22 protein-coding genes and 1 tRNA gene are annotated in these 20,625 nt (G+C 64.4%); 14 read left to right on the top strand and 9 right to left on the bottom strand.

Going from position 1 to position 20,625, the window contains the following annotated elements; all coding sequences use genetic code 11:
• Positions 1 to 28 precede the first annotated feature (28 nt).
• Positions 29 to 547, bottom strand: coding sequence for a disulfide bond formation protein B (locus LB559_RS15180; RefSeq protein WP_224620178.1), 519 nt, complete (start codon positions 545 to 547; stop codon positions 29 to 31).
• Positions 548 to 581: 34 nt separating this feature from the next.
• The gene (locus LB559_RS15175; RefSeq protein ID WP_013529435.1) at positions 582 to 1,169 is read right to left on the bottom strand and encodes a YqaA family protein; all 588 of its coding nucleotides are present in this window, start codon (positions 1,167 to 1,169) and stop codon (positions 582 to 584) included.
• 274 nt (positions 1,170 to 1,443) lie between these two features.
• Here LB559_RS15175 and LB559_RS15170 point away from each other — a divergent pair.
• Positions 1,444 to 1,528, top strand: a tRNA-Leu gene (locus LB559_RS15170).
• A gap of 97 nt (positions 1,529 to 1,625) precedes the next feature.
• Here LB559_RS15170 and LB559_RS15165 read toward each other — a convergent pair.
• The 4 genes from LB559_RS15165 to secA form a co-directional block, all read right to left on the bottom strand.
• Positions 1,626 to 2,909, bottom strand: coding sequence for a hypothetical protein (locus LB559_RS15165; protein ID WP_224674416.1), 1,284 nt, complete (start codon positions 2,907 to 2,909; stop codon positions 1,626 to 1,628).
• Between the two features lie 232 nt (positions 2,910 to 3,141).
• Positions 3,142 to 4,422, bottom strand: a complete 1,281-nt coding sequence (locus tag LB559_RS15160) for a GNAT family N-acetyltransferase (RefSeq protein WP_013529437.1) — start codon at positions 4,420 to 4,422, stop codon at positions 3,142 to 3,144.
• Entirely contained in the window at positions 4,422 to 5,822 is a 1,401-nt protein-coding gene (locus LB559_RS15155; RefSeq protein ID WP_224674415.1) for a lipopolysaccharide biosynthesis protein, read from the bottom strand. The genes LB559_RS15160 and LB559_RS15155 overlap by 1 nt, the downstream gene beginning before the upstream one ends.
• A gap of 443 nt (positions 5,823 to 6,265) precedes the next feature.
• Positions 6,266 to 8,998, bottom strand: a complete 2,733-nt coding sequence (gene secA / locus LB559_RS15150) for a preprotein translocase subunit SecA (RefSeq protein ID WP_013529439.1) — start codon at positions 8,996 to 8,998, stop codon at positions 6,266 to 6,268.
• 246 nt (positions 8,999 to 9,244) lie between these two features.
• Here secA and LB559_RS15145 point away from each other — a divergent pair, with 246 nt between their 5' ends.
• Positions 9,245 to 10,162 (top strand): peptidylprolyl isomerase, encoded by a 918-nt coding sequence (locus tag LB559_RS15145; protein WP_024503787.1) that lies wholly within the window; start codon positions 9,245 to 9,247, stop codon positions 10,160 to 10,162.
• Between the two features lie 69 nt (positions 10,163 to 10,231).
• Here the strand turns inward: LB559_RS15145 and LB559_RS15140 are convergent, their stop codons facing one another.
• Positions 10,232 to 10,831: a TetR/AcrR family transcriptional regulator gene (locus LB559_RS15140; protein WP_224620181.1), complete on the bottom strand. Its 600-nt coding sequence runs from the start codon at positions 10,829 to 10,831 to the stop codon at positions 10,232 to 10,234.
• A gap of 458 nt (positions 10,832 to 11,289) precedes the next feature.
• Here LB559_RS15140 and argJ point away from each other — a divergent pair, with 458 nt between their 5' ends.
• The 5 genes from argJ to LB559_RS15115 all read left to right on the top strand — a co-directional run bounded on the left by argJ (position 11,290) and on the right by LB559_RS15115 (position 14,467).
• On the top strand, positions 11,290 to 12,531 hold the full coding sequence (gene argJ, locus LB559_RS15135) for a bifunctional glutamate N-acetyltransferase/amino-acid acetyltransferase ArgJ (protein ID WP_013529442.1): 1,242 nt from the start codon (positions 11,290 to 11,292) through the stop codon (positions 12,529 to 12,531).
• A 29-nt stretch (positions 12,532 to 12,560) separates the two neighbouring features.
• Positions 12,561 to 13,313, top strand: a complete 753-nt coding sequence (locus LB559_RS15130; RefSeq protein ID WP_013529443.1) for a GNAT family N-acetyltransferase — start codon at positions 12,561 to 12,563, stop codon at positions 13,311 to 13,313.
• Entirely contained in the window at positions 13,306 to 13,728 is a 423-nt protein-coding gene (gene mutT / locus LB559_RS15125) for an 8-oxo-dGTP diphosphatase MutT (RefSeq protein WP_063173141.1), read from the top strand. The genes LB559_RS15130 and mutT overlap by 8 nt, the downstream gene beginning before the upstream one ends.
• A 129-nt stretch (positions 13,729 to 13,857) precedes the next feature.
• On the top strand, positions 13,858 to 14,172 hold the full coding sequence (locus LB559_RS15120) for a hypothetical protein (RefSeq protein WP_224674414.1): 315 nt from the start codon (positions 13,858 to 13,860) through the stop codon (positions 14,170 to 14,172).
• Positions 14,173 to 14,281: 109 nt separating this feature from the next.
• Positions 14,282 to 14,467, top strand: a complete 186-nt coding sequence (locus LB559_RS15115) for a Flp family type IVb pilin (protein ID WP_013529446.1) — start codon at positions 14,282 to 14,284, stop codon at positions 14,465 to 14,467.
• A gap of 27 nt (positions 14,468 to 14,494) precedes the next feature.
• Here the strand turns inward: LB559_RS15115 and LB559_RS15110 are convergent, their stop codons facing one another.
• The gene (locus LB559_RS15110; protein ID WP_224674413.1) at positions 14,495 to 15,370 is read right to left on the bottom strand and encodes a class I SAM-dependent methyltransferase; all 876 of its coding nucleotides are present in this window, start codon (positions 15,368 to 15,370) and stop codon (positions 14,495 to 14,497) included.
• 65 nt (positions 15,371 to 15,435) lie between these two features.
• On the opposite strand from LB559_RS15110, the gene LB559_RS15105 reads away from it, so the two are divergent.
• From LB559_RS15105 to LB559_RS15085, 5 genes are all read left to right on the top strand, one after another.
• Positions 15,436 to 16,236: a ComF family protein gene (locus LB559_RS15105; protein WP_013529448.1), complete on the top strand. Its 801-nt coding sequence runs from the start codon at positions 15,436 to 15,438 to the stop codon at positions 16,234 to 16,236.
• Between the two features lie 27 nt (positions 16,237 to 16,263).
• Entirely contained in the window at positions 16,264 to 16,533 is a 270-nt protein-coding gene (gene grxC, locus LB559_RS15100) for a glutaredoxin 3 (protein ID WP_224674412.1), read from the top strand.
• Between the two features lie 10 nt (positions 16,534 to 16,543).
• A complete protein-coding gene (locus LB559_RS15095) occupies positions 16,544 to 17,410 on the top strand; it encodes a carbon-nitrogen hydrolase family protein (RefSeq protein WP_224674411.1) in 867 nt (288 codons plus the stop codon).
• A complete protein-coding gene (locus LB559_RS15090) occupies positions 17,407 to 17,832 on the top strand; it encodes a DUF1178 family protein (RefSeq protein ID WP_013529451.1) in 426 nt (141 codons plus the stop codon). The genes LB559_RS15095 and LB559_RS15090 overlap by 4 nt, the downstream gene beginning before the upstream one ends.
• A gap of 97 nt (positions 17,833 to 17,929) precedes the next feature.
• Entirely contained in the window at positions 17,930 to 18,484 is a 555-nt protein-coding gene (locus LB559_RS15085; protein WP_164753528.1) for a hypothetical protein, read from the top strand.
• Positions 18,485 to 18,490: 6 nt separating this feature from the next.
• On the opposite strand, the gene LB559_RS15080 is transcribed toward LB559_RS15085, so the two are convergent.
• Entirely contained in the window at positions 18,491 to 18,976 is a 486-nt protein-coding gene (locus tag LB559_RS15080) for a MarR family winged helix-turn-helix transcriptional regulator (RefSeq protein WP_318014172.1), read from the bottom strand.
• A gap of 96 nt (positions 18,977 to 19,072) precedes the next feature.
• Between LB559_RS15080 and LB559_RS15075 the strand changes: the two genes are divergently transcribed.
• Positions 19,073 to 19,963 (top strand): DMT family transporter, encoded by an 891-nt coding sequence (locus LB559_RS15075; RefSeq protein ID WP_127387724.1) that lies wholly within the window; start codon positions 19,073 to 19,075, stop codon positions 19,961 to 19,963.
• 142 nt (positions 19,964 to 20,105) lie between these two features.
• Positions 20,106 to 20,624 (top strand): flavin reductase family protein, encoded by a 519-nt coding sequence (locus LB559_RS15070; RefSeq protein WP_224674409.1) that lies wholly within the window; start codon positions 20,106 to 20,108, stop codon positions 20,622 to 20,624.
• The last annotated feature ends 1 nt before the right edge of the window (position 20,625 follow it).

Genomic DNA, 20,625 nt, shown 5'->3' with positions numbered 1-20,625 from the left:
CTGCGTCGCGCCGTTCAATCGAATTGGCTTAGTCGCGGGCGAAAGCGGCTCGGAAGGCGACGGCGGCGAGGATCAGGCTGGCGATGGCGTTCCAGCCGGCCAGCGACAGGCCGAGGATGCGCAAGGCGGCCTTGTCGCAGGATGGCGGCACGAATTTGTCGAGCGCGTCGAGCACGCCCTTGCCGCCGGTGTCGACCGGTCCGGCGCCTGCGGTACAATCGGTCGGGCCGGCCCACCACTGCCATTCGACGCCGGAGTGGTAGACGCCGAGATAGAGGCCGTAGAGCATCAGGATGCCGCCGACGGCCAGCAGGCCGCGCGTCAGCCAGCTGGGTGCGTGCAGCATCGATGCAATCACCGCCAGCACCATCAGCGGGACGCCGATATAGTAGGGCGTGCGCTGTTCGAGGCAGAGGTGGCAGGGGATGTAGCCGCCGAGATACTGGAAGCCGAGCGCCGAGCCGACAGTGGCGGCCATGGCGGCGGCGAGGAACAAGGCGGTCAGCGTGCGCTGGCGTCCGGTGTCGGCATTCATGGTCGCTGTCATTTCAATCGGTCCGTCCGGCTTGCAATGGTTCTGTTCAGAACGCGTATTTGACCAGGATATAGAGCAAAATCAGGGCAACCGCCCCGGCGCCGGCGATCAGGCCGAGGCGCTTTTCGATGAATTCGCGGATCGGTTCGCCATAGCGGCGCAGCAGCCAGGCGAGCAGCAGGAAGCGGGCGCCGCGGGCCACGATCGCCAGCACGATGAACAGCAGCAAATTGACGCCGATGACACCGGACAGGATCGTCACCACCTTGATCGGCGGCAGGTGGGCGGCACCCGATGTGATCAGCATCAGGACGATGAAGCCGACGCCGGCGCCCGCGCGCAGTTGCTCGAACTCGTCGTACTTGCCGTAGAATTCGAGGATCGGCCTGGCGACCGCGTCATAGGCATAGTGGCCGATGAACCAGCCGGCGATGCCGCCCAGCACCGAGGCGACGGTGGCGATCAGCGCATAGCGGTAGGCGCGATCCGGCCGCGACAGCGCCATCGGCAGATAGAGCACGTCGGCCGGCACCAGGAACACCGAGCTTTCGACGAAGGCGATGAAGGCCAGCCACCATTCGGCGGATTTGCGGGCCGCCAGCGACAGGGTCCAGTCGTAAAGTCCGCGAAGCATCGGCACTCCTAATGCGTGTCGTTCAATTGCGCAGGCATGTTGGGGTGTAACGGCATGCACAGAACAAAGACCCAGCGCACGCCATCCGTCCCCGCAGACGTGCCGCGCTTTGATGCGCCGCCTGTCTAGAAAGATTTTCCGCGCTGCACAATGGCAGCCCCGTCACGAAATCGAAAGGCGCAGTTTGGTCGCATCCGGGGCGACGAGGAATTGGCCAGTTGACGAACAGGCCTCCAACCGTATAGTCCCGCGCCATCCAGGCCGCCCGGCCTGAGCCCCTATGGCGGAATTGGTAGACGCGCTCGACTCAAAATCGAGTTCCGCAAGGAGTGCTGGTTCGATCCCGGCTAGGGGCACCACCCTTCGCTCTCCGAGCTTCGGGTGGCGGGCCACTCGAAGTTCAATAGACGAAGGGCGTCACGGTCGCTTTGGCTCCCGATACGTCTCAGCAGGCGATCAACACGCTTTGCGCGCCACGCTGGGGTCGCCGTCATTGGCCGGGCCGATCTCGCCAGCTGCCAGCAATTCGTCGAATGTCCGTTCTAGGTCGGCGCTGTCATCGGCTGCCGGTCCGCTGGGCGGATCCTGGCGTGTCAGCGTTTCCAGCCTTTGGTGAAGCTGGCGGTTCTCGTTGCGGCAACGGGCATGCGCGAGTTCGTCGGTCATGCCGCGCAAGCGGAGATCGGCGAGTTGAACCTTCACCGCGCCACAGTCCCGGCGCGCCGCGTCGCGCTCCTGGCGTAATTTCGCAATCTCGGTTTCCGAGGTTTGGCGCCGATGCTCGGCCACGTCCTCGGCGCGCTGCCCGGCGCTCGGCGTTGCGCGGACCACGCTTTGATCGGGGGCGTTGCGCTGGAGCAAGCGCAAGCTCTTTTCAAGTTCCACGGCCCGTTCCTGCGCGGCGGCGGCGCAATCGCCGAGAACGCCGCGCTGATGCTCGACCGTGGACAGCCGCGCCTGCAGGTCCTGCTGTACAAGCATCTGCGCAGATAGTTTGCCGGTCAGTCGTTCGTTGTGGAGCTGGTAGTCCGCGACCTTGGACCGAAGCAGCATGGCGGCCTGTTGCAAGCTGGCGAGCCGCGATGCAACGTCCTCACGCGCCTGCTCGGCGGCTTGCCTGGCCATGGTCTCGTCGCGAAGTTGCCCCGACACGCGCGCCAGGTTCCGTCCCAGGCGCTCGACCTCGACATTCGCTTCGAGGAACCGTGTTGCGCGCTGGCCGGCATGCCTATCCGCCTGCGCAATGGTCTGCCGTGCCCTGTTGAGTTGGACCTCCAGGTCGGCGATGGTCTTGCTTGCGATCGATAGCTCGCGCGATTTTCGCCCAAGCTCTTTCGAGGTGCGATCCTGCAAGCGTTGCAGCTTCGCCACCTCTTCCTGCAAGTCCCATTTGTCCGTATCGTGAGCGTCGGCATCGTGCGTTTGCGCATCGAGCCTGGCCACATAGTCCTCAACCAACGACCACGCCAAGTCGTCATCGTTGGACAAGAGCGAGGAGCCGCGCATGGCGTGGGCCTGACTCGAGCCCGTCCGGGCCGAAGTCGAGCCGAGGGAGGCGGCCAGCGTGTCTGACTGGGCCAATCCGGTCACGGGCTCCTCTTCGAAGAGAGGCAAAGCTTGATGCGTGGCGGCTCGGATGCTTCGAATCAGTTCTTCGAAGTCTTCGTCGGCCCTTCGGACAACGGCGCTGTCGTTCGCACTGATGTGCCGGGCGCCGTTGGCCTCATGATTCAGCGACATTTTTCTCTCATCGGGGACCGAATCACTAGACTATCGTGCATCAAGGACAAGAATGCGAGTAGATCTTGCCGGGTTTCACCGGAAAATTGCTGCAAAAAATCTCGTTTTTTTGAAGCGGAAGTCGATCTTAGCGCTTGCCTCTTGGGCAATCGAAGTAAAGTCCCGGCCACCTCTGTGTCAAATATTGCAGCGAAAATGTGCCATCCTTCCAGAACCGCACCCTTGCCTTTTCTCAGCGCCGCCCCAACAAGCTCTTCATGCGGTTGCGCAGCAGGCGGGCCATGTTGCGGGTTTCGCGGTAGAGGTGCAGTTGCGAGGCGGCCTGGCGGGTGAGGCGGTCGGCGTCCGGCGTCAGGCCGATCACCAGCGTGCCCATCGGCTTGCGCTCGGCCCATAGCCGGCTCATCACCGGATGGTCGGGCACGGCGCAGGAATCGGTCATCATGATGTTGGGATCGTCGAGATGCTGCCTGGTCACCTCGATCATCAGCAAGGTGCCCGGCGAATAGCTGGCCAGCGTCTCGTCATAGGCGGTCTTCCAGGTGTAGGCGATGCCGGCTTCGACGAAGACGATCAGGCAGGCGATGGTGCGGCCGTCGAGCGTCAGCGAATGGATGCGGCACATGTCCTGCTCGGCCAGCCGGTGCACGGCCTCGCGGGCGAAGGCGGCGCGGAAACGGTCGATCGCCATGGCGGTGCGTTCGCGGCCCTTCCAGCCGGCCGCCTCCAGCGTCAGGAAGTTCTCGATGGCGTGGCGGATGTCTTCGGGGCCGCGCGCCACGACATGCTCCAGCCTGCCGAGGTCGCCAAGGCGCCGCTTCAGCCGCCGGAACTCGCGATAATGGTGCGAACGCAGCGAGGCCTTCAGATAGTCATCGCCGTCGCGCTCGCTCTCCAGCGCCGGGCGCAGGGTCTGGCCGGTGGTGACCAGCATCAGGCCGCGCGTCTCGGCCACGGTGGCAAACAGGCTCGCCACCGGGCCATCGAGCCGGACATCGGGCAGGACGAACACTTTCGGCAGCTTGAGATGCGGGCGCGACAGCATCGAGAAGAAATCCTCGACGACGCCCACCGGGTCGTCGCGGTCGACCAGCGGCGTGCCGAGCGGACCGAACGGGCTCGACCATGTGCGCATCACCGGCACGCCGAGCGGCACCACCGGCCGTTCCACCGAGAACGGCACCAGAAGGCGCAGCCGGTTGCGGTATTCGTCGCCGTCGCGGATGACCGCCAGCCGCACCTCGCGATCCTCCAGCCGCGGCATGGCGGGCGCAAGGAAACGCGGGTTGAAGAACACGTTGGGCTCGACCGTGCGGGCGCAGAGATAATCCAGTTCCTCGACAAGGTCGAAGCCGGCGGATGCCGGGTAGATGGCGAGCTTGCGCTCGGGCCGGTTGTTGGCGAGAATCTCGATATGGGCGGGGTCGGCGTCACGGGTCAGCCCGGCAAGGCCCGACACCATGGCGCCGGCGGTGCCGCCGCTGGTTTCCTCAAGCAACGGGATGGCAGCCATCACGCGGCTCCTTTCGCAGGCACGAAGATAAGCATGACGATGCCGAGCTTGCGCCACACCGTGAAGGACAGCGCGCCGGCTTCGAAGATCATGGCAAAGGCGGTGGCCATGGCCGCGCCCCACAGGCCGAACATCGGGATCAGCACCACGTTGAGGGCGATGTTGAAGGCCAGCGTCATGGCATAGACGGCGGCGCAGATGTTCTGGTTGCCGCTCATCGTCAGCAGGCTTTCGCAGGGGCCGACGGCGGCGCGCGCCGCGACGCCGAAGACGAGCAGGAACAGCAAGGGATAGCCGCTGCTGAATTCCGGGCCGAACAGCACCAGCATCGGCTCGCCGAGCGCCAGCACCAGCAGCGCCATCAACAGCGAAGGCCAGAACGTCCACGACACCGTCTCGCGGGCAAAGGCGGCGAGCCTTTGCGGGTCGCCATGGGTGAACTGGGCGTAACGCTGGGCGACGCCGGCCTTGACGGCGAAGTAGACGAAATGCACCAGCGCCAGCGTCTTCACCGTGGCGAAATAGACGGCGACGTCATTGGGGTCCATATAGGCGCCGACCATCAGCACGTCGGCATTGGTCAGCAGGAAGAAGAAGCTCTCGACCAGGAAGATCGGCAGCGAGACGACGAACCATTGCGCGAAATGGACCTTCATCGGCCCGGCCGGGATCTGCCGTTCCATGCGCTGGGTGACACCGATAAGCTGGCCGAGCGTTGTGGCGTAGGTGGCGGCGATCGAGGCGAAGATCGCGGTCCTGGCATCGGGTGCGTAGCCCGCAAACAGCATCAGCGCCATGAACAGCAGGATCAGCACCGGCCGCACCAGATAGGTCGGCGACAGGGCAAACAGCGCCCAGCTGTTGGCGCGTGCCAGGCCCGACAGAAGGTCGGACATGGCGATCATCGGCAGGCAGATGACGCCGAGGATAAACGGGATCACATAGTAGCTTTCGATCCAGGGTGCCGCCAGCCAGACGCCGAGCGCGCCGAGCCCGGCGATCAGCGTCGATGCGATCAGCACGAACAGACGGCTGGCCAGCACGATGCCGCGCAACTCGTCCATCAAGCCGCGCTCGCGGTATTCGGGAATGTAGCGGATGACGGAGGTGTGGAAGCCCAGGCAGGCGAGATTGCCGACGATGACCATCGTCACCCAGACGAGGACGAAGATGCCATATTCGAACGAGCCCATCCAGCGTGCCATCAGCACCTGGCTGACGAAGGCAATGACGGCGCTGACGATGCGGACCGAGAAGGCGATAACCGACATGCGGCTGGCCTCGCCGCGCTCGTCGGCGGTGAACAGCACCGCATCGATGCGGCCAAGCAACGGCCCCATGCGCAGCGCCCAACGCTGCGGCAAGAACCGCCCGGCTGTCGTGGCCGCGGAAAAGCGCACCCCGATTTCTCTCCGTTTTCCGCTTCTTTTCAGGCGTTGGTGTAGCGGAGACACATTAAGAAACGGTTGGGTGGAGCGCCCTTCGCCCCGTTCACGGGGAGAAGGTGCCGGCAGGCGGATGAGGGGCGGCGCAGGCGTTTGAGGTTGCGCCGCTGTTTCATCATCGCCGAGGCGCGCAGCACGGAGACGTTGCCGATCAGGATAGCACCCGGCTTTATCGCAAGATCGTGCCTCAGATGGTGCCTTGGTTGCCAGAGGAAGAGGCCGCGCAGCTGAAGTTCGAGTTCGAGGCGGCTTAGTCGGCGGGACAGCGCCCCCCTCTGGCCTGCCGGCCATCTCCCCCTCAGGTGGGGAGATTGGCTAATCGCGAAAATCCGCGCCGCCCCTCATCTGCCTGCCGGCACCTTCTCCCTGTGAACGGGGGGAAGGAAAGCGCCGCGCCTTTACGCGAACGCCCCGTGGCAGTGCTTGTACTTCTTTCCCGATCCGCAGGGGCAGGCTTCGTTGCGGCCGACTTTGCCCCAGGTGGCCTGGTTGTTGGGGTCGCGGTCTTCGGGGGCGACGATTGCGGTTGTCTCCGGGCGGACCAGGAGGGCGGTTTCGCCGCCTTCGAAGTCGTTTTCGCCGGTGGTGCCGTCGATATGGGTGCCGAACATGTCGGGGGCTTCCGGAGGCGGGGCTTCGGCGGCCTGCCGGACCAGTTCGACGCGCATCAGCTGCGCGGTGACGGCCTGGCGCAGATTGCCAAGCATGGCCTGGAAGAGCTCGAACGCCTCGCCCTTGTACTCCTGCAGCGGATCGCGCTGGGCGTAGCCGCGGAAGCCGACGACCGAACGCAGATGGTCGAGATTGACGATGTGCTCGCGCCACAGATGGTCGAGCGTCTGCAGCACCACCGAGCGCTCGACGTAGTTCATCACCTCGGGGCCAAAACGCTCGGCGCGCTCCTTGGCGGCGGCTTCGGCGGCCTGCGCGATGCGCTCGCGGATGTCGTCCTCGGCGATGCCCTCTTCCTTGGCCCAGTCCTCGACCGGCAGGTCGAGGTTCAGGAACTCGGCGATCTCGGCCTTCAGCCCGGCAACGTTCCACTGCTCGGCATAGGCGTTTTCGGGAATGGCCTTGGCGACGATCTCGTCGATGACGCCTTCGCGCATTTCGGCGATCGTTTCGGAGAGGCCTTCGCCGTCCATCAGTTCGATGCGCTGCTCGAACACCACCTTGCGCTGGTCGTTGGAGACGTCGTCATATTTCAACAGGTTCTTGCGGATGTCGAAGTTGCGCGCCTCGACCTTCTTCTGCGCCTTTTCCAGCGCCTTGTTGATCCACGGATGGATGATCGCCTCGTCTTCCTTGAGACCGAGCTTCTGCAGCATGCCGTCCATGCGCTCGGAGCCGAAGATGCGCATCAGATCGTCCTGCAGCGACAGGAAGAATTTCGAGCGGCCGGGGTCGCCTTGTCTTCCTGAACGACCTCTAAGCTGGTTGTCGATGCGGCGCGATTCGTGGCGTTCGGTGGCCAGCACATAGAGGCCGCCGGCGGCCAGCGCCTTTTCCTTCAGCCGCTCAATGTCGGCAATGATTTCCTTTTCCCGCGCCTCGCGTTCGGGGCCGGCCGGCATGTCGCCCAGCTCTTCCTCGATCCGCATCTCGGCATTGCCGCCGAGCTTGATGTCGGTGCCGCGGCCGGCCATGTTGGTGGCGATGGTGATGGCGCCGGGCTTGCCGGCCTGGGCGACGATCGCCGCCTCGCGCTCGTGATGGCGGGCGTTCAGCACTTCGAAATCGGTAAAACCTTCCTTGCGCAGGCGCTCGGCCAGCTGCTCGGATTTTTCGATGGAGGTGGTGCCGACCAGCGTCGGCTGGCCCTTGGCGCTGGCTTCGCGGATCTCCCTGACGATCGCCTTGTATTTCTCCTCGACCGTCCGGTAGACCTCGTCGTCCTCGTCGATGCGGATCACCGGCAGATTGGTCGGGATCTCGGTGACTTCGAGGCCGTAGATGTTGCCGAATTCCTCGGCCTCGGTCAGCGCCGTGCCGGTCATGCCGGACAGCTTCTTGTAGAGGCGGAAATAGTTCTGGAAGGTGACGGAGGCGAGCGTCTGGTTCTCCGGCTGGATCGCCACATGCTCCTTGGCTTCGAGCGCCTGGTGCAGGCCTTCCGAATAGCGGCGGCCCGGCATCATGCGGCCGGTGAACTCGTCGATGATGACGATCTCGCCGTTGCGGACGATATAGTCCTTGTCCTTCTGGAACAGCCGGTGCGCCTTCAGCGCGTTGTTGACGTGGTGGACGATGGCGACGTTCTCGACGTCGTAGAGCGACTCGCCCTTGAGCAGGCCGGCGTCGCGCAAGAGGTTCTCGAGCTTCTCGGTGCCTTCCTCGGTGAAGATCGAGGTCTTCTGCTTCTCGTCGATCTCATAATCCTGCGGCTGCAGCTGGATGATGAAGGTGTCGATGGTGTTGTACATTTCCGAACGGTCCTCGAGCGGACCGGAAATGATCAACGGCGTGCGCGCCTCGTCGACCAGGATGGAATCGACTTCGTCGACGATCGCGTAATTGTGACCGCGCTGCACCATCTGGGCGCGCTCGTATTTCATGTTGTCGCGCAGATAGTCGAAGCCGAGCTCGTTGTTGGTGGCGTAGGTGACATCGGCGGCGTAGGCGGCGCTGCGCTCCTCGTCGGATAGGCCGTGGACGATCACGCCGACCGAGAGGCCGAGGAATTTGTAGACGCGGCCCATCCATTCGGAGTCGCGGGTGGCCAGATAGTCGTTGACGGTGACGACGTGGACGCCCTTGCCGGCAAGCGCGTTGAGGTAGACCGGCAGCGTCGCGACCAGGGTCTTGCCCTCGCCGGTGCGCATCTCGGCAATGCCGCCATTGTGCAGCACCATGCCGCCGATCAGCTGGACATCGAAGGGGCGCATGCCGAGCACGCGGCGCGCGGCCTCGCGGGCGGTGGCGAAAGCCGGCACCAACAGGTCATCGAGCGTGGCGCCGTTGGCGATGTCCTGGCGGAATTTCGCGGTGCGGCCGACCAATTCCTCATCGGAAAGCGCCCGCATCTCGTTTTCCATGGCGTTGATCGCCTCGACACGGGGCCGGGTCGATTTGACCCGACGGTCGTTGGAGGAACCGAAAACCTTACGGGCGAGACCGCCGAGACTGACCATCCAATGGTCCTTTCGATAGAATTCTCAATCTTGAGATGAGCGCCGGGCGGCCCCATCAATTCCACGTGAACGTGGACAAACACAAAAAGCGCCCGGAAAACGGTTCTGGACGCAAAGTCGTTGGACAGATAAGAGGGGGCTCAACTGATGTCAACGCCGCGCTGGCCCTGCTGGCTGCGCCAAATTCCGCCACAATCTGGCCGATCTGGAAGCACCCCTCTTAACAATCCCCACCGGAGTCCCCCTATGTCCCTGTTGTTTCGCCGCGCGTCGCTCGCCAGCCTTGGCTTGGCCGTCGGCCTGTCGGCCCTTTCGCTCTCGCCTGTGATGGCGCAGCAAACCGCTCCCGCTCCGGCGGATGCAGCAGCGCCAGCCGCGGCACCGGTCGATCCCAATAAGGTTATCGCCACGGTCAACGGTCAGCCCCTGACCGAAGCAGATCTGGTGCTTGCCGAAGGGGAATTGTCGCAGCAGTTCGCACAATTGCCGCCCGAGCAGCGCCGTGCTGCCGCCCTTTCGGCTGCCATCGAGATCCGCGTCATGGCCGCCCAGGCGGTCACCACAGGGCTCGACAAGGATCCCGACTTCCAGCGCCGCATGGCCTTCCTGCAGCAGCGCGCGCTGCATGGCGAGATGGTCGAGAAGGGTGTCGTCGACAAGGTCACCGACGCCGAGGTCCGCGCCCGTTACGACCAGGAAATCGCCAACACGCCGCCCACCAACGAGCTGCATGCCCGTCACATCCTCGTGAAGACGAAGGAAGAGGCCGAGGCGATCATCAAGCAGCTCGACGGCGGCGCCGACTTCCAGAAGCTCGCCAACGAGCACACCAGCGATCCGTCAGGCAAGACCAGCGGCGGCGATCTCGGCTGGTTCGGACCTGGCCAGATGGTGCCGGAGTTCGACAAGGCGGCCTCCGCGCTCGAGGTCGGCAAATACACCGAGCAGCCGGTGCAAACGCAGTTCGGCTGGCATGTCATCAAGCTCGAGGACAAGCGCACCAAGCAGCCGCCGGCCTTCGACGACGTCAAGGACCAGGCCAAGCAGGCCGTCATCCGCGACAAGTATTTCGCGCTGGTCAAGTCGCTGCGCGCCGGCGCCAAGGTCGAGATCCCCGACGCCAACCTGAAGAAGGCGGTCGATACGCTGGAAAGCGCCAAGTAAGACTGGCAGCTTTTTGAAAAGGGGCGCGGCAGCCAGGGGTTGCCGCGCCCTTTTCATTCATTGCCGTCTTTACGAGGCAGGCGCCGCTATGCCTCGCATCACGTAGTTGACGGCCTTGCCGATGGTCGCTTCGTCCTCGTCGAGCCGGTTGGTCAGCAGATGTCTCCAGGCGAAGGAGGCGATCAGGTCGGCGACGACAGCTGAATCGATTTCGGCCGGGATTTCGCCCCTTGCCTTGGCGCGTTCGATGATCTGGGCGGTATGGGACCGTCGGCCCAGTGAGTAGTCGGCAAGGGCCGCGGCCGCGGTCGCGTCCGACTGTGCCTCGGCGATCAGCGACCGGAACACGCTTCCCGACGATGTCTCGCGCCAGTGGGCGAACAGGTTCTTCAGGAAGCCGACGAGATCCTCCTCCAACACCCCGGTATCGGGAACATCGACGCGCTTCTGGCGCTGGTAGACCTCAAGCAGCAACGCCGCCTTGCTCGGCCACCAGCGATAGATGGTGGGTTTGCCGGCGCGGGCCCGCCGCGCCACCGCCTCGATCGAGAAACCGGCATAACCGGCTTCGACCAGCACGGTCTCGGCGGCTTGGAGAATGGCCTCGGCGCTGTCGGGATTGCGCCGCGCACCGATCGATCTGCGCGCCGGATCGGCGTCCTCGGCCATCTCTGTCGTCCTCGCCAAACACTTCGCCGGCAATATAGGTGACCCGACGCTCAAACGAAACGGCGCGTTTTGAAGCTTCTGGAGGCTGGCAAGGTCGGGGCAGGGGTTGGTCGTTTTTCCGGAACCTTACCGGCGTCTCGGTTGGTGAGCCCCCAAAAGCAAAACCCGCCGGAGGCGGGTCACTGGCGCAAATCAGCACCATGGACGAAAATGTAGCATAGCTGCTCTCACCCTGTCAAGAATAAATTCCTATTACAGGAACGCGGCCGGCGCAAACTGGCTGACACCGCCGGACCGGCCGTCGGACGATGTCTACTGCATGGGCTTGCGACGTCTCGGAGCCCTGCTCCCAGGGGCGAGTTCGAGCTCCCGGACAAGAGCGACGAAAACGCCCTTGCGCCGGCGCGGTCTATCGGGCAAACCGGCCTTCCGTTGCGATTTTCCCGCCCGAGGCCTCCATGTCCACGACGATTTCGCCGCTTGCGCCGAAGAAATACCCGAAAATGCCAGAAATCGAGGGGGTGCGCATCGCCACCGCCGAGGCCGGGATAAAGTACAAGGGCCGCACCGATCTTTTGACCATGGTCTTCGATGAAGGCACTGCGGTCGCCGGCGTGTTCACGAAATCGAAATGCCCCTCCGCGCCGGTGGATTTCTGCCGGCAGAATCTCGGCGCGGGCAAGGCGCGGGTGCTGGTCGTCAATTCGGGCAACGCCAACGCCTTCACCGGCAAGAAGGGCCGCGAGTCGACCGCACTGACCGGCGAGGCGGCGGCGAAGGCGGCCGGCTGCACGGCAGCGGAGGTTTTCATGGCCTCGACCGGCGTCATCGGCGAGCCGCTCGACACCAGCAAATTCAGCCATCTGCTCGCGGGGCTGGTCAGCAACGGCAAGCCCGAGCTGTGGACCGAAGCGGCAAAGGCGATCATGACCACGGATACCTATCCGAAAGTGGCGACCGCGACCGTCAAGCTCGGCGACACCGATGTCACCATCAACGGCATTTCCAAGGGCGCCGGCATGATCGCGCCCGACATGGCGACGATGCTCTCCTTCATCGCCACCGACGCGCCGATCGCCGCCCCTGTCCTGCAGGATCTGTTGTCGCGCGGCACGGCCAAGACTTTCAACGCGGTCACCGTCGACAGCGACACCTCGACCAGCGACACGCTGCTGATCTTCGCCACCGGCAAGGCCGCCAGGCGCGGCGCGCCGGAGATAACCGATCCCAAGGATGCCCGTCTCGGCACGTTCCGCCGGGCGCTCGGCAAGGTGCTGAAATCGCTGGCGCTGCAGGTGGTGCGCGACGGCGAAGGCGCCCGCAAGCAGGTCGAAGTCACCGTCACCGGCGCCAAATCGGCGCGCTCGGCCAAGCGCATCGCGCTGTCGATCGCCAATTCGCCGCTGGTCAAGACGGCAGTCGCCGGCGAGGACGCCAATTGGGGCCGCGTCGTCATGGCCGTCGGCAAGGCCGGCGAACCCGCCGATCGCGACCGGCTGTCGATCTGGTTCGGCGACAACAGGCTGGCGCATGAAGGCGAGCGCGATCCCGGCTATTCCGAGGCGGCGACGTCGGCCTACATGAAGCGCGACGATATCCGCATCCGCGCCGATATCGGCATCGGCCGCGGCAAGGCGACGGTGTGGACCTGCGACCTCACCAAGGAATATGTCGCCATCAATGGCGATTACCGGAGCTGACGGTTTTGAGCTCCAGGCATCCGGCAAGCATGCTGGCGATCGTACGCCGTTACGAGGCGGCCGGCTTTCGCGCCTGGCCGGCGGCCGCCGTCCACTATGACGGCACCTGGGTGGTGCGGCTGACCGCCGGCCATCCGGCCAAGCGGCTGAACTCGGTCAATCCGCTCGATCCCGGCGACATCCAGCACATTGCCGACCGTATCGGCCGGGCCAGCCGCCGTTTCGATGCCTATGGCAGGCCGCTGACATTCCGCATGTCGCCGTTGTCGGGTCCCGATCTTGCCAGTCATCTCGACCGTGAGGGATGGAGCCGGTTCGACGAGTCGCTGGTCATGCGGCTGCCGCTGGCCGATGCGCAACTCGACGCTGCCATGGACCAGATCCCGCTGAAAGACATCAGCCGCTTCATCGGCGCGTCGCTCAAGGTCAGCGGTTCGGATGTTTCGCTGCGCCCCGGCCTGTCGGAGATCATCGGCGCCATCCAGCCCGAAGCCGGGCTGTTCGCGCTCGAAGATGGATCAGAAGCGCTGGCGACGCTGATCTGCGTGCATGACGGCGATCTCGCCGGCCTGTTCGAAGTCGCCACCGACAAGTCGGCACGCAACAGGGGCCACGGCCGCAACCTGATCCTGTCGGCACTGAAATGGGCACGGCTGCGGGGCGCACGGGAAGCCTGGCTGCAAGTCGAGGCCAACAATGTGCCGGCACTGGCGCTCTACCATTCGCTCGGCTTCGAGGAAGTCTATCGCTACCACTACCGCCGGCCGCCGGGTCATGAATGATGTCGTGATTGCCGGCAAGCGCCTGCTGCTGGTCGCCGCCTGCGCGCTGGTCGATGCCGACGGCCGGGTGCTTTTGGCGCAGCGGCCTCAGGGTAAGCAACTTGCCGGGCTGTGGGAATTTCCCGGCGGCAAGGTCGAGCCGGGCGAGACGCCCGAACAATGCATCATTCGCGAACTGCATGAGGAAATCGGCATCGAAACCGACATCCCGTGCCTGGCGCCGCTCACTTTCGCCAGCCATTCCTACGACGATTTCCACCTGCTGATGCCGCTGTTCATCTGTCGCCGCTTTCGCGGTATCGCGCAGCCCAGGGAAGGGCAGACGCTGAAATGGGTGCGGCCGAAGCAGATGCGCGAGTATCCGATGCCGCCGGCCGATGAGCCGCTGATCCCGTTCCTCATCGATCTTCTCTGAGGCTCCCGTCCGGCCGGTTCCTGGCCGAGGCGTTGTACCAGCCAGCATTAATGGAAGATTTATCTCGTCGTGAAAAGTTGAAGCATGGCCGTTCGCGGCCGAGCCGTCGATTTGCCGGGGAGCGATAGCATGAGCCTAGACAGGGATTGGGACTCGATCAGGCCCGAGCGCGGCTTTCGCGCCGCCGATGCGGGCATGGGCATATTGCGCATCACGCTTCTGTTCGGTTCGGCCGCGGTGGCGCTGGCGCTGATCGCAACCCCTTTCCTCGATAGCCAGACACGCTCGCTGTCGGTCCGTGACGGTTTCGGCGGGCTCGACATGGCGGCCACAGGCTCGATCGGCCATCGCGAAACCTACACGCTGCGCCGCAGCGTGCTGCAGCCGCAGCCGAGTTCGGTCTGCATCATCAGGTCCAATGGCCGGAGCAGCGGCGACTGCTGACATGGTTAAGAAATTTCGCAAAGGCGGCGGTTTCACCGCCTGTTAAGCCTTTGCCGTTAACCTTTCTTAACAGGTCGGCTGTAAGGTCCCGGACAGAGGGGTTGAGGCCATGAAAGCAGTGCTGCTGGGTTTTCTGAACGACGAGACCGGCGCCACGGCCGTCGAATATGGCGTGATCATCGCCGTGCTGTCGCTGGCCATCGTCGGCGGTATCGGTGAGGTCCGCGACGGGATCATCTGGCTGTTCAGCGACAACAACAGCAAGCTTGCGAACGCTTTCGCACCCACTCCCTGATCCGGCTTTTCCGCACCTGGGGCAGGATCATTGCCCGTCGGGCGCCTCCAGGATTGTTTTCAGCGAGACCTTGGCCGACCCTGGCTTCAGCGGTTTTTGCTGCGAAGCGTCGGGCGCCCAGCCGGACATCCAGACAATCGAGAAACTTGCCCTGACGCGGCCGTCGGGGTCGGAAAACCGCTCGGCGTAGATTTCCGCCGCACGGGCAAACAGCTTGCGCGAGCCCGGCCGCCGGCTGCGATCGGTGAGCGCATTGGTCTCGCCCATGGCCCGCAGATCCGCGATCAGGTTGAACAGGCTGGCATAGCGCACCGTCACCGTCTCGACGTCGGCGACCGGCAGAGCGAGACCGGCGCGCTGCAGCAGCGCACCGGCATCGCGCACATCGGTGAACGGCGCGACACGCGGGCTGGCGCCGCCGTAAAGCTCGGTCTCGGCCGCAAGCAGGCTTTCGCGCAATTCGAAAAGCGTGCCGGCGCCGGCAAAGGCGCCGAGGAAAAGCCCATCCGGCCGCAACGCACGGCGGATCTGGATCAGCATGCCTGGGATGTCGTTCATGGCCTGCAGCGACAAGAGCGACACCGCCAGATCGAGGCTTTCCGGCTCGAACGGCACGGTTTCAAGCGGTGCGATCAGGCCGGCATCGCCACCGCTCAGGAAAGCCGTATCCGTCTCGACGCGGACAATGTCGGCGACCTTGCCGCTTTCGGCGAGCGTTTCGGCCGCCGCCGGCGTCTGGCAAAACAGCACGGCCGCCTTGCCGAACCGGCGCTCGACGGCGCCCAGCCGTTCGGCAAGGTCCTCGGCCGTGCGGCGCATGAGGAAGTCCGCGCCGTCGACCGGACGGGCAAGCGCGCGCCGCTTGTGCGTCAGCCACAGAGAGGTATCCATTATTGGCTGCAACGGGCAGATCCTTTGTTTGTCCACGCTCCGAGATCGTTGATATAGTGGCGCGCAGGAGCAACCACGTGGCCGATCCGATGCCCAAGATCAAGTCCATCGGGATCACGAACCTGGCCCGGTCGGTTGTCGGCTGGCCGGCGCGGATGCTGTTTCCGCCGGTCTGCGCCGGTTGCCGCCGGCATGTCTCGCAGCCGGGCGTGCTGTGCGGCGCCTGCTGGCCGAAGCTCAGGCTGCTGGAGCGGCCATGGTGCCCTGTCATGGGTACGCCGTTCACCCACCATATGGGCGAAGGCTTTCTGTCGGCCGAGGCGATTGCCGATCCGCCGCCTTTCGAGCGGGCGCGGGCGGCGGTCGCCTATTCCGGCGTTGCGCGCCAGATGGTGCAAGGGTTGAAATACCAGGATCGCACGGATCTGGCACCTTGGATGGCGCGCTGGATGATGCGTGCGGGTGCCGATCTCATCGCCGAAGCGGATGTGGTGGTGCCGGTGCCGCTGCACTGGAGGCGGTTTTTCAGGCGGCGCTTCAACCAGTCGGCGGAACTGGCAAGGGCGGTCTCGGCACTTAGCGGATTGCCCTTCGCCCCGTCGGCGGTGCGGCGCGTGAAACTCACCCGCCAGCAGGTCGGGCTGGAGCGCGGCGAACGCGAGGAGAATGTGCGGGCCGCGTTCCGGGTGCCTGCCGAGGCGGAAATCGAGATCGCCGGCCGCAGGGTGCTTTTGATCGACGATGTCTACACCACTGGCGCCACGGTGCGTTCCGCCACCAAGGCGCTGAAAAGGGGAGGTGCGGCCGCCGTCGACGTGCTGACCTTTGCGCGTGTGTTGCCGGGGGACTTTCGGGCGGACGAGTCCGCGACTATATAAGTCGGCAACGAACAGCGGAAATTCGTCATGACCGATGTCACGATCTACACCCGCATGATGTGCGGCTATTGCACGGCAGCCAAGCGGCTGCTCGAGCGCAAGGGCATAGCCTTTACCGAGCACGATGGCTCCTTCTCGCCGGAATTGCGCCAGGAGATGATCTCCCGGGCGCATGGCCGCACGACCTTTCCGCAGATTTTCATCGGCGATACGCATGTCGGCGGCTGTGACGACCTCCACGAGCTGGAGGCCGAAGGCCGGCTGGACAAATTGCTCGCCAACGGCGCGACGAATTGAGGGAATGACGATGGGTGTTTTCAAGGCCGCTGCGATCCAGATGCGCTCAGGCGAGAGCCCCGAGCGCAACGCCGCCGATCTCGAACGGCTGGTGCGTGAAGCAGCCAGCCTGGGTGCCACCTACATCCAGACGCCGGAAATGACCGGGGCGCTGATCCGCGACAAGGAAGCTCGCGCCGCATTGTTCACGTCGGAGGACAAGGACATCGTCGTCGCGACCGCGCGCAGGCTGGCCAAGGAGCTCGGCATCTTCCTGCATATCGGCTCGACCGCCATTCTGCGCGCCGACGGCAAGCTCGCCAACCGGGCGCTGCTGTTCGGGCCGGATGGTGCTGCGCTCGCCGCCTACGACAAGATCCACATGTTCGACGTCGATCTCGACAATGGCGAGAGCTGGCGTGAGTCCGCCGCCTATGAACCGGGAACCGAGGCCGTCGTCACCGACATCGAGGGTGCAAAGCTCGGCTTCGCCGTTTGCTACGATCTGCGCTTTCCGCAACTCTTCCGCGCCGAGGCGTTGGCCGGCGCAGACCTGCTTTCCGTACCGGCTGCCTTCACCCGCCAGACGGGCGAGGCGCACTGGCACGTGCTGCTCAGGGCGCGCGCCATCGAGAACGGCGCCTATGTCGTCGCCGCCGCGCAAGGCGGCTTGCATGAAGACGGCCGCGAGACTTACGGCCATTCGCTGATCGTCGATCCGTGGGGCCGGATCATTGCGGAAGCCGCGCATGACGAACCGGCGGTGATCGTCGCCGAGATCGACCCGGCGCAGTCGCTTGCCGCGCGCAAGAAGATCCCCAATCTCAGGAATGCGCGGGATTTCGCCGTCAATGCCGGCTCGGGCGAGGCGCCGCGGCTCAGGGGTGCAGCCTCTTGATCCGCTTTGCCCTGATCTGCGAGCACGAGCACGAATTCGAAGGCTGGTTCCGCAGCAACGACGATTTCGACACCCAGAAGAAGCGCGGCTTCGTCGATTGCCCGAGCTGCGGTTCGCACAAGGTGCAGAAAGCACTGATGGCGCCGGCCGTCTCCACGGCGCGCAAGCAGGAAACCATAGCGCTGGCCATGGGCGAGGCGCAGAAGCAGGCTTTGGCGCAGCTGAAAGCGATGGCCGAGAAGGTGCGCGAGAATGCCGATTATGTCGGCGACAAGTTCGCCGAGGAAGCGCGAAAGATCCATTTCGGCGAGAGCGACCCGCGTGGCATCTATGGCGAGGCGACGCTGGACGAAGCCAAGAGCCTGGTCGAGGACGGCGTCGAGTTCATGCCGATCCCGGTGTTTCCGGACGACCGCAACTGAGTTCCGAGGGAGCTTTGCGCGACCCAGAAGCGATTGAGCCGCGACGCAGCATAAGAGCCGTCGTTGGCCGATTGGCCCGCTGGGGCGCCGTCACGGGTTGCTCATCATCAGCGACAAGGGCACCGACAAGATCGTCGAGGCGCTTCAGCTTATTCGTGATTTTGATCCAGTGCGCTACAGACGGCTGCTTGGTGACGTAAGACAGGTATTTGTCACAACCCTTCCTGCTTCAGTCGCGCAATGGGCAAACTCTTCCAAGGCATGCGAATTGGACGAGCGCCATATCATCAGCGAAGGGACGACGCCGGAATTGGTCGCTTCGATTATCGTCCATGAAGCCACCCACGCGCGGCTTATGCGATGTGGTATCGGCTACGAAGAGGCGCTGCGGGATCGCGTGGAGCAGGTCTGTCTGCGTCGAGAAATAGCCTTTGCGGCCAGATTGCCGACCGGAAAGGGCCGGAGCCAGCAAGCCGAAGCGACACTCGAGGCCATGCCGGACTTTTCCGACAAGGCGATGAGTGAGCGCTATCTCAGCGGTTTGCGGGATGCTCTGCTCTACCTCAACATGCCGACCCGGCTTGTCGACCTCACCGTATCATACCGCCGCTGGAAACACCGGCGCAGGTTCTCGCGGCAGCCTACGAACTGACCCGGCTTAGCTCACGCTCCCGATCAATTTCTCAAGCAGCCGAGAGAGCGTCTCCCGTTCGGCCGGTGTCAGGCCGGAAAGAATCTCATGCTCGTTGGCAACATGGGCGGCAATAGCCTCATCGATCAACGCGAGACCCTTTTCGGTCAGCCGCACGACAATGCCGCGCCGATCGTTGGGGTGCGGCCCGCGCAGGATCAATCCGGACGTTTCGAGCCGGTCGAGCCGGTTGGTCATGGCGCCTGACGTCACCATCGTCGCTTCATAGAGGGCGGTCGGCGTCAGGGCGTAGGGTGATCCAGAGCGGCGCAGCGTTGCCAGCACGTCGAATTCCCCGGACTGCAATCCATAACGGGCAAACAACGGCGCCAGGCGCTCGCGGGCGATCAGCGAGGAGGCCTCGTTCAGCCGCCCGAGCACACCCATCGGCGAGACGTCCAGATCGGGTCGTTCCCGCTTCCATTGCTCGATCGCCCGTGCTGCCCTGTCCAACTGTCTCACCATCATTTATCTTGACGTTAAGAATCTTTCCGTTATCTTACTGCAAGATGCAATGCCGGCCAAGAGCCGCGCTACAGGATTCGGTCAATGAAGCTTCTCTGGGATTCGGCGCTCGGCCTGCTGGTCGTCACCGGCGGCCTGCTCGGCCTGACGCTGCCGTTCGGCAAGCTCGCCACGGCTGCCGGCGTGCCGGCCATGGTCTGGGCCTTCGTCATCTCGCTCGGCGCCGGCGGGGTCTTGCTGTGCATGCTCTTGGCTCGCGGCAAGCGGGTCCGGCTCACCGCGCACAAATTGCGCTATTTCTTCGTCACCGCCGCGGTGTCCTATGCTGTCCCCAATCTCCTGATGTTCTCGGCCATCCCGCATCTGGGCGCCGGCTACACCGGCATCATGTTCACCCTGTCGCCGGTCATCACGCTGGTGTTCTCGATCCTGCTGCGTGTCCGGCGCCCCAACATGCTGGGCATTGTCGGCATCGCCGTCGGCTTCGTCGGCGCCGTCATGGTCGCGGTGACGCGCGGCGAGGCCGGCCAGCCGGCCGATTTGTTCTGGGTGGCGATGGGGTTGCTCATCCCGGTCAGCCTTGCCGCCGGCAACATCTATCGCACGGTCGACTGGCCGGACGGTACCGGCCCGATCGAGCTTGCCGTCGGCAGCCATCTGGCGTCGGCGGCGATGCTGCTTGCCGGCATTCTCCTCCTGTTCGGCGGCGAAGCTTTCGTCCCACTCGGCGGCGTGCCGCTGGTCGTCGTCGCGCAGGTCGCGTCGGCATCGGCGATGTTCGCGTTCTTCTTCCGGCTGCAGGCGGTCGGCGGTCCGGTCTATCTCAGCCAGATCGGTTATGTGGCGGCGGCCGTCGGCCTGTTTGCCGGAACCCTCTTCCTCGGCGAGCACTATCAGTTGCTGACCTGGGCAGGCGCGCTCATCATCACCGCCGGCGTGTTCATCACCACCAGGGCACAAAGCCAGAAGGCGTGAGCGGTCGCAGGGGATCCGAACTGCCTTCGCGCCTGGAGCCGATCTCACCTGAATTTGTATCCAGATCTGCTTTATCTTCTTGTTTGAGCGTGGTCTTTTCCGAGGACTTTTCCCTTTTTGGAATCGTGCTCTGGAGCAAGCCATGACCGAACCGAAGACATTCGAGGGGACTGCCGTCGGTGTTGCGGATTTTCGCGCCGCGATGCGGCTGATCGTCGGCAATGTCAGCGTCATCACCGCCGGCACCGGCGAGGACCGCTCCGGCCTGGTGGTCATTTCGGTCGTCTCGCTGTCGGCCGAGCCGCCCAAGGTGATCGCCTGTGTCAACCGGTCATCGTCGACCTGGCCGGTGATCGAACGCTACCGGCATTTCGGCGTCAATTCGCTTGGCCCCCAGCATCAGCGCGTGGCCGAGCGGTTCTCCGGCTTCGGCGGCATCAAGGGCAAGGACCGCTATGAGGGCGCCGAATGGGTGACGCTCAAGACCGGAGCTTTGCTGCTTTCGGATGCAGTGGCCGCATTCGACTGCAGCCTCGATGAGATGATCGATCGCGGCACGCATTCCATCGTCATCGGTTCGGTCGAGGCCGTGCGCACGTCGGATGCCGGCCAGGCGCTGATCTACTGGCGCGGCGGCTACAGGCCGCTGAATTCTGAATAGA

This window comes from Mesorhizobium sp. BR1-1-3 (assembly GCF_020165455.1).
Lineage (GTDB): Bacteria > Pseudomonadota > Alphaproteobacteria > Rhizobiales > Rhizobiaceae > Mesorhizobium > Mesorhizobium ciceri.
The sequence above is the reverse complement of the archived record's forward strand: the minus strand, read 5'-3'. Positions and strand labels throughout refer to the sequence as shown.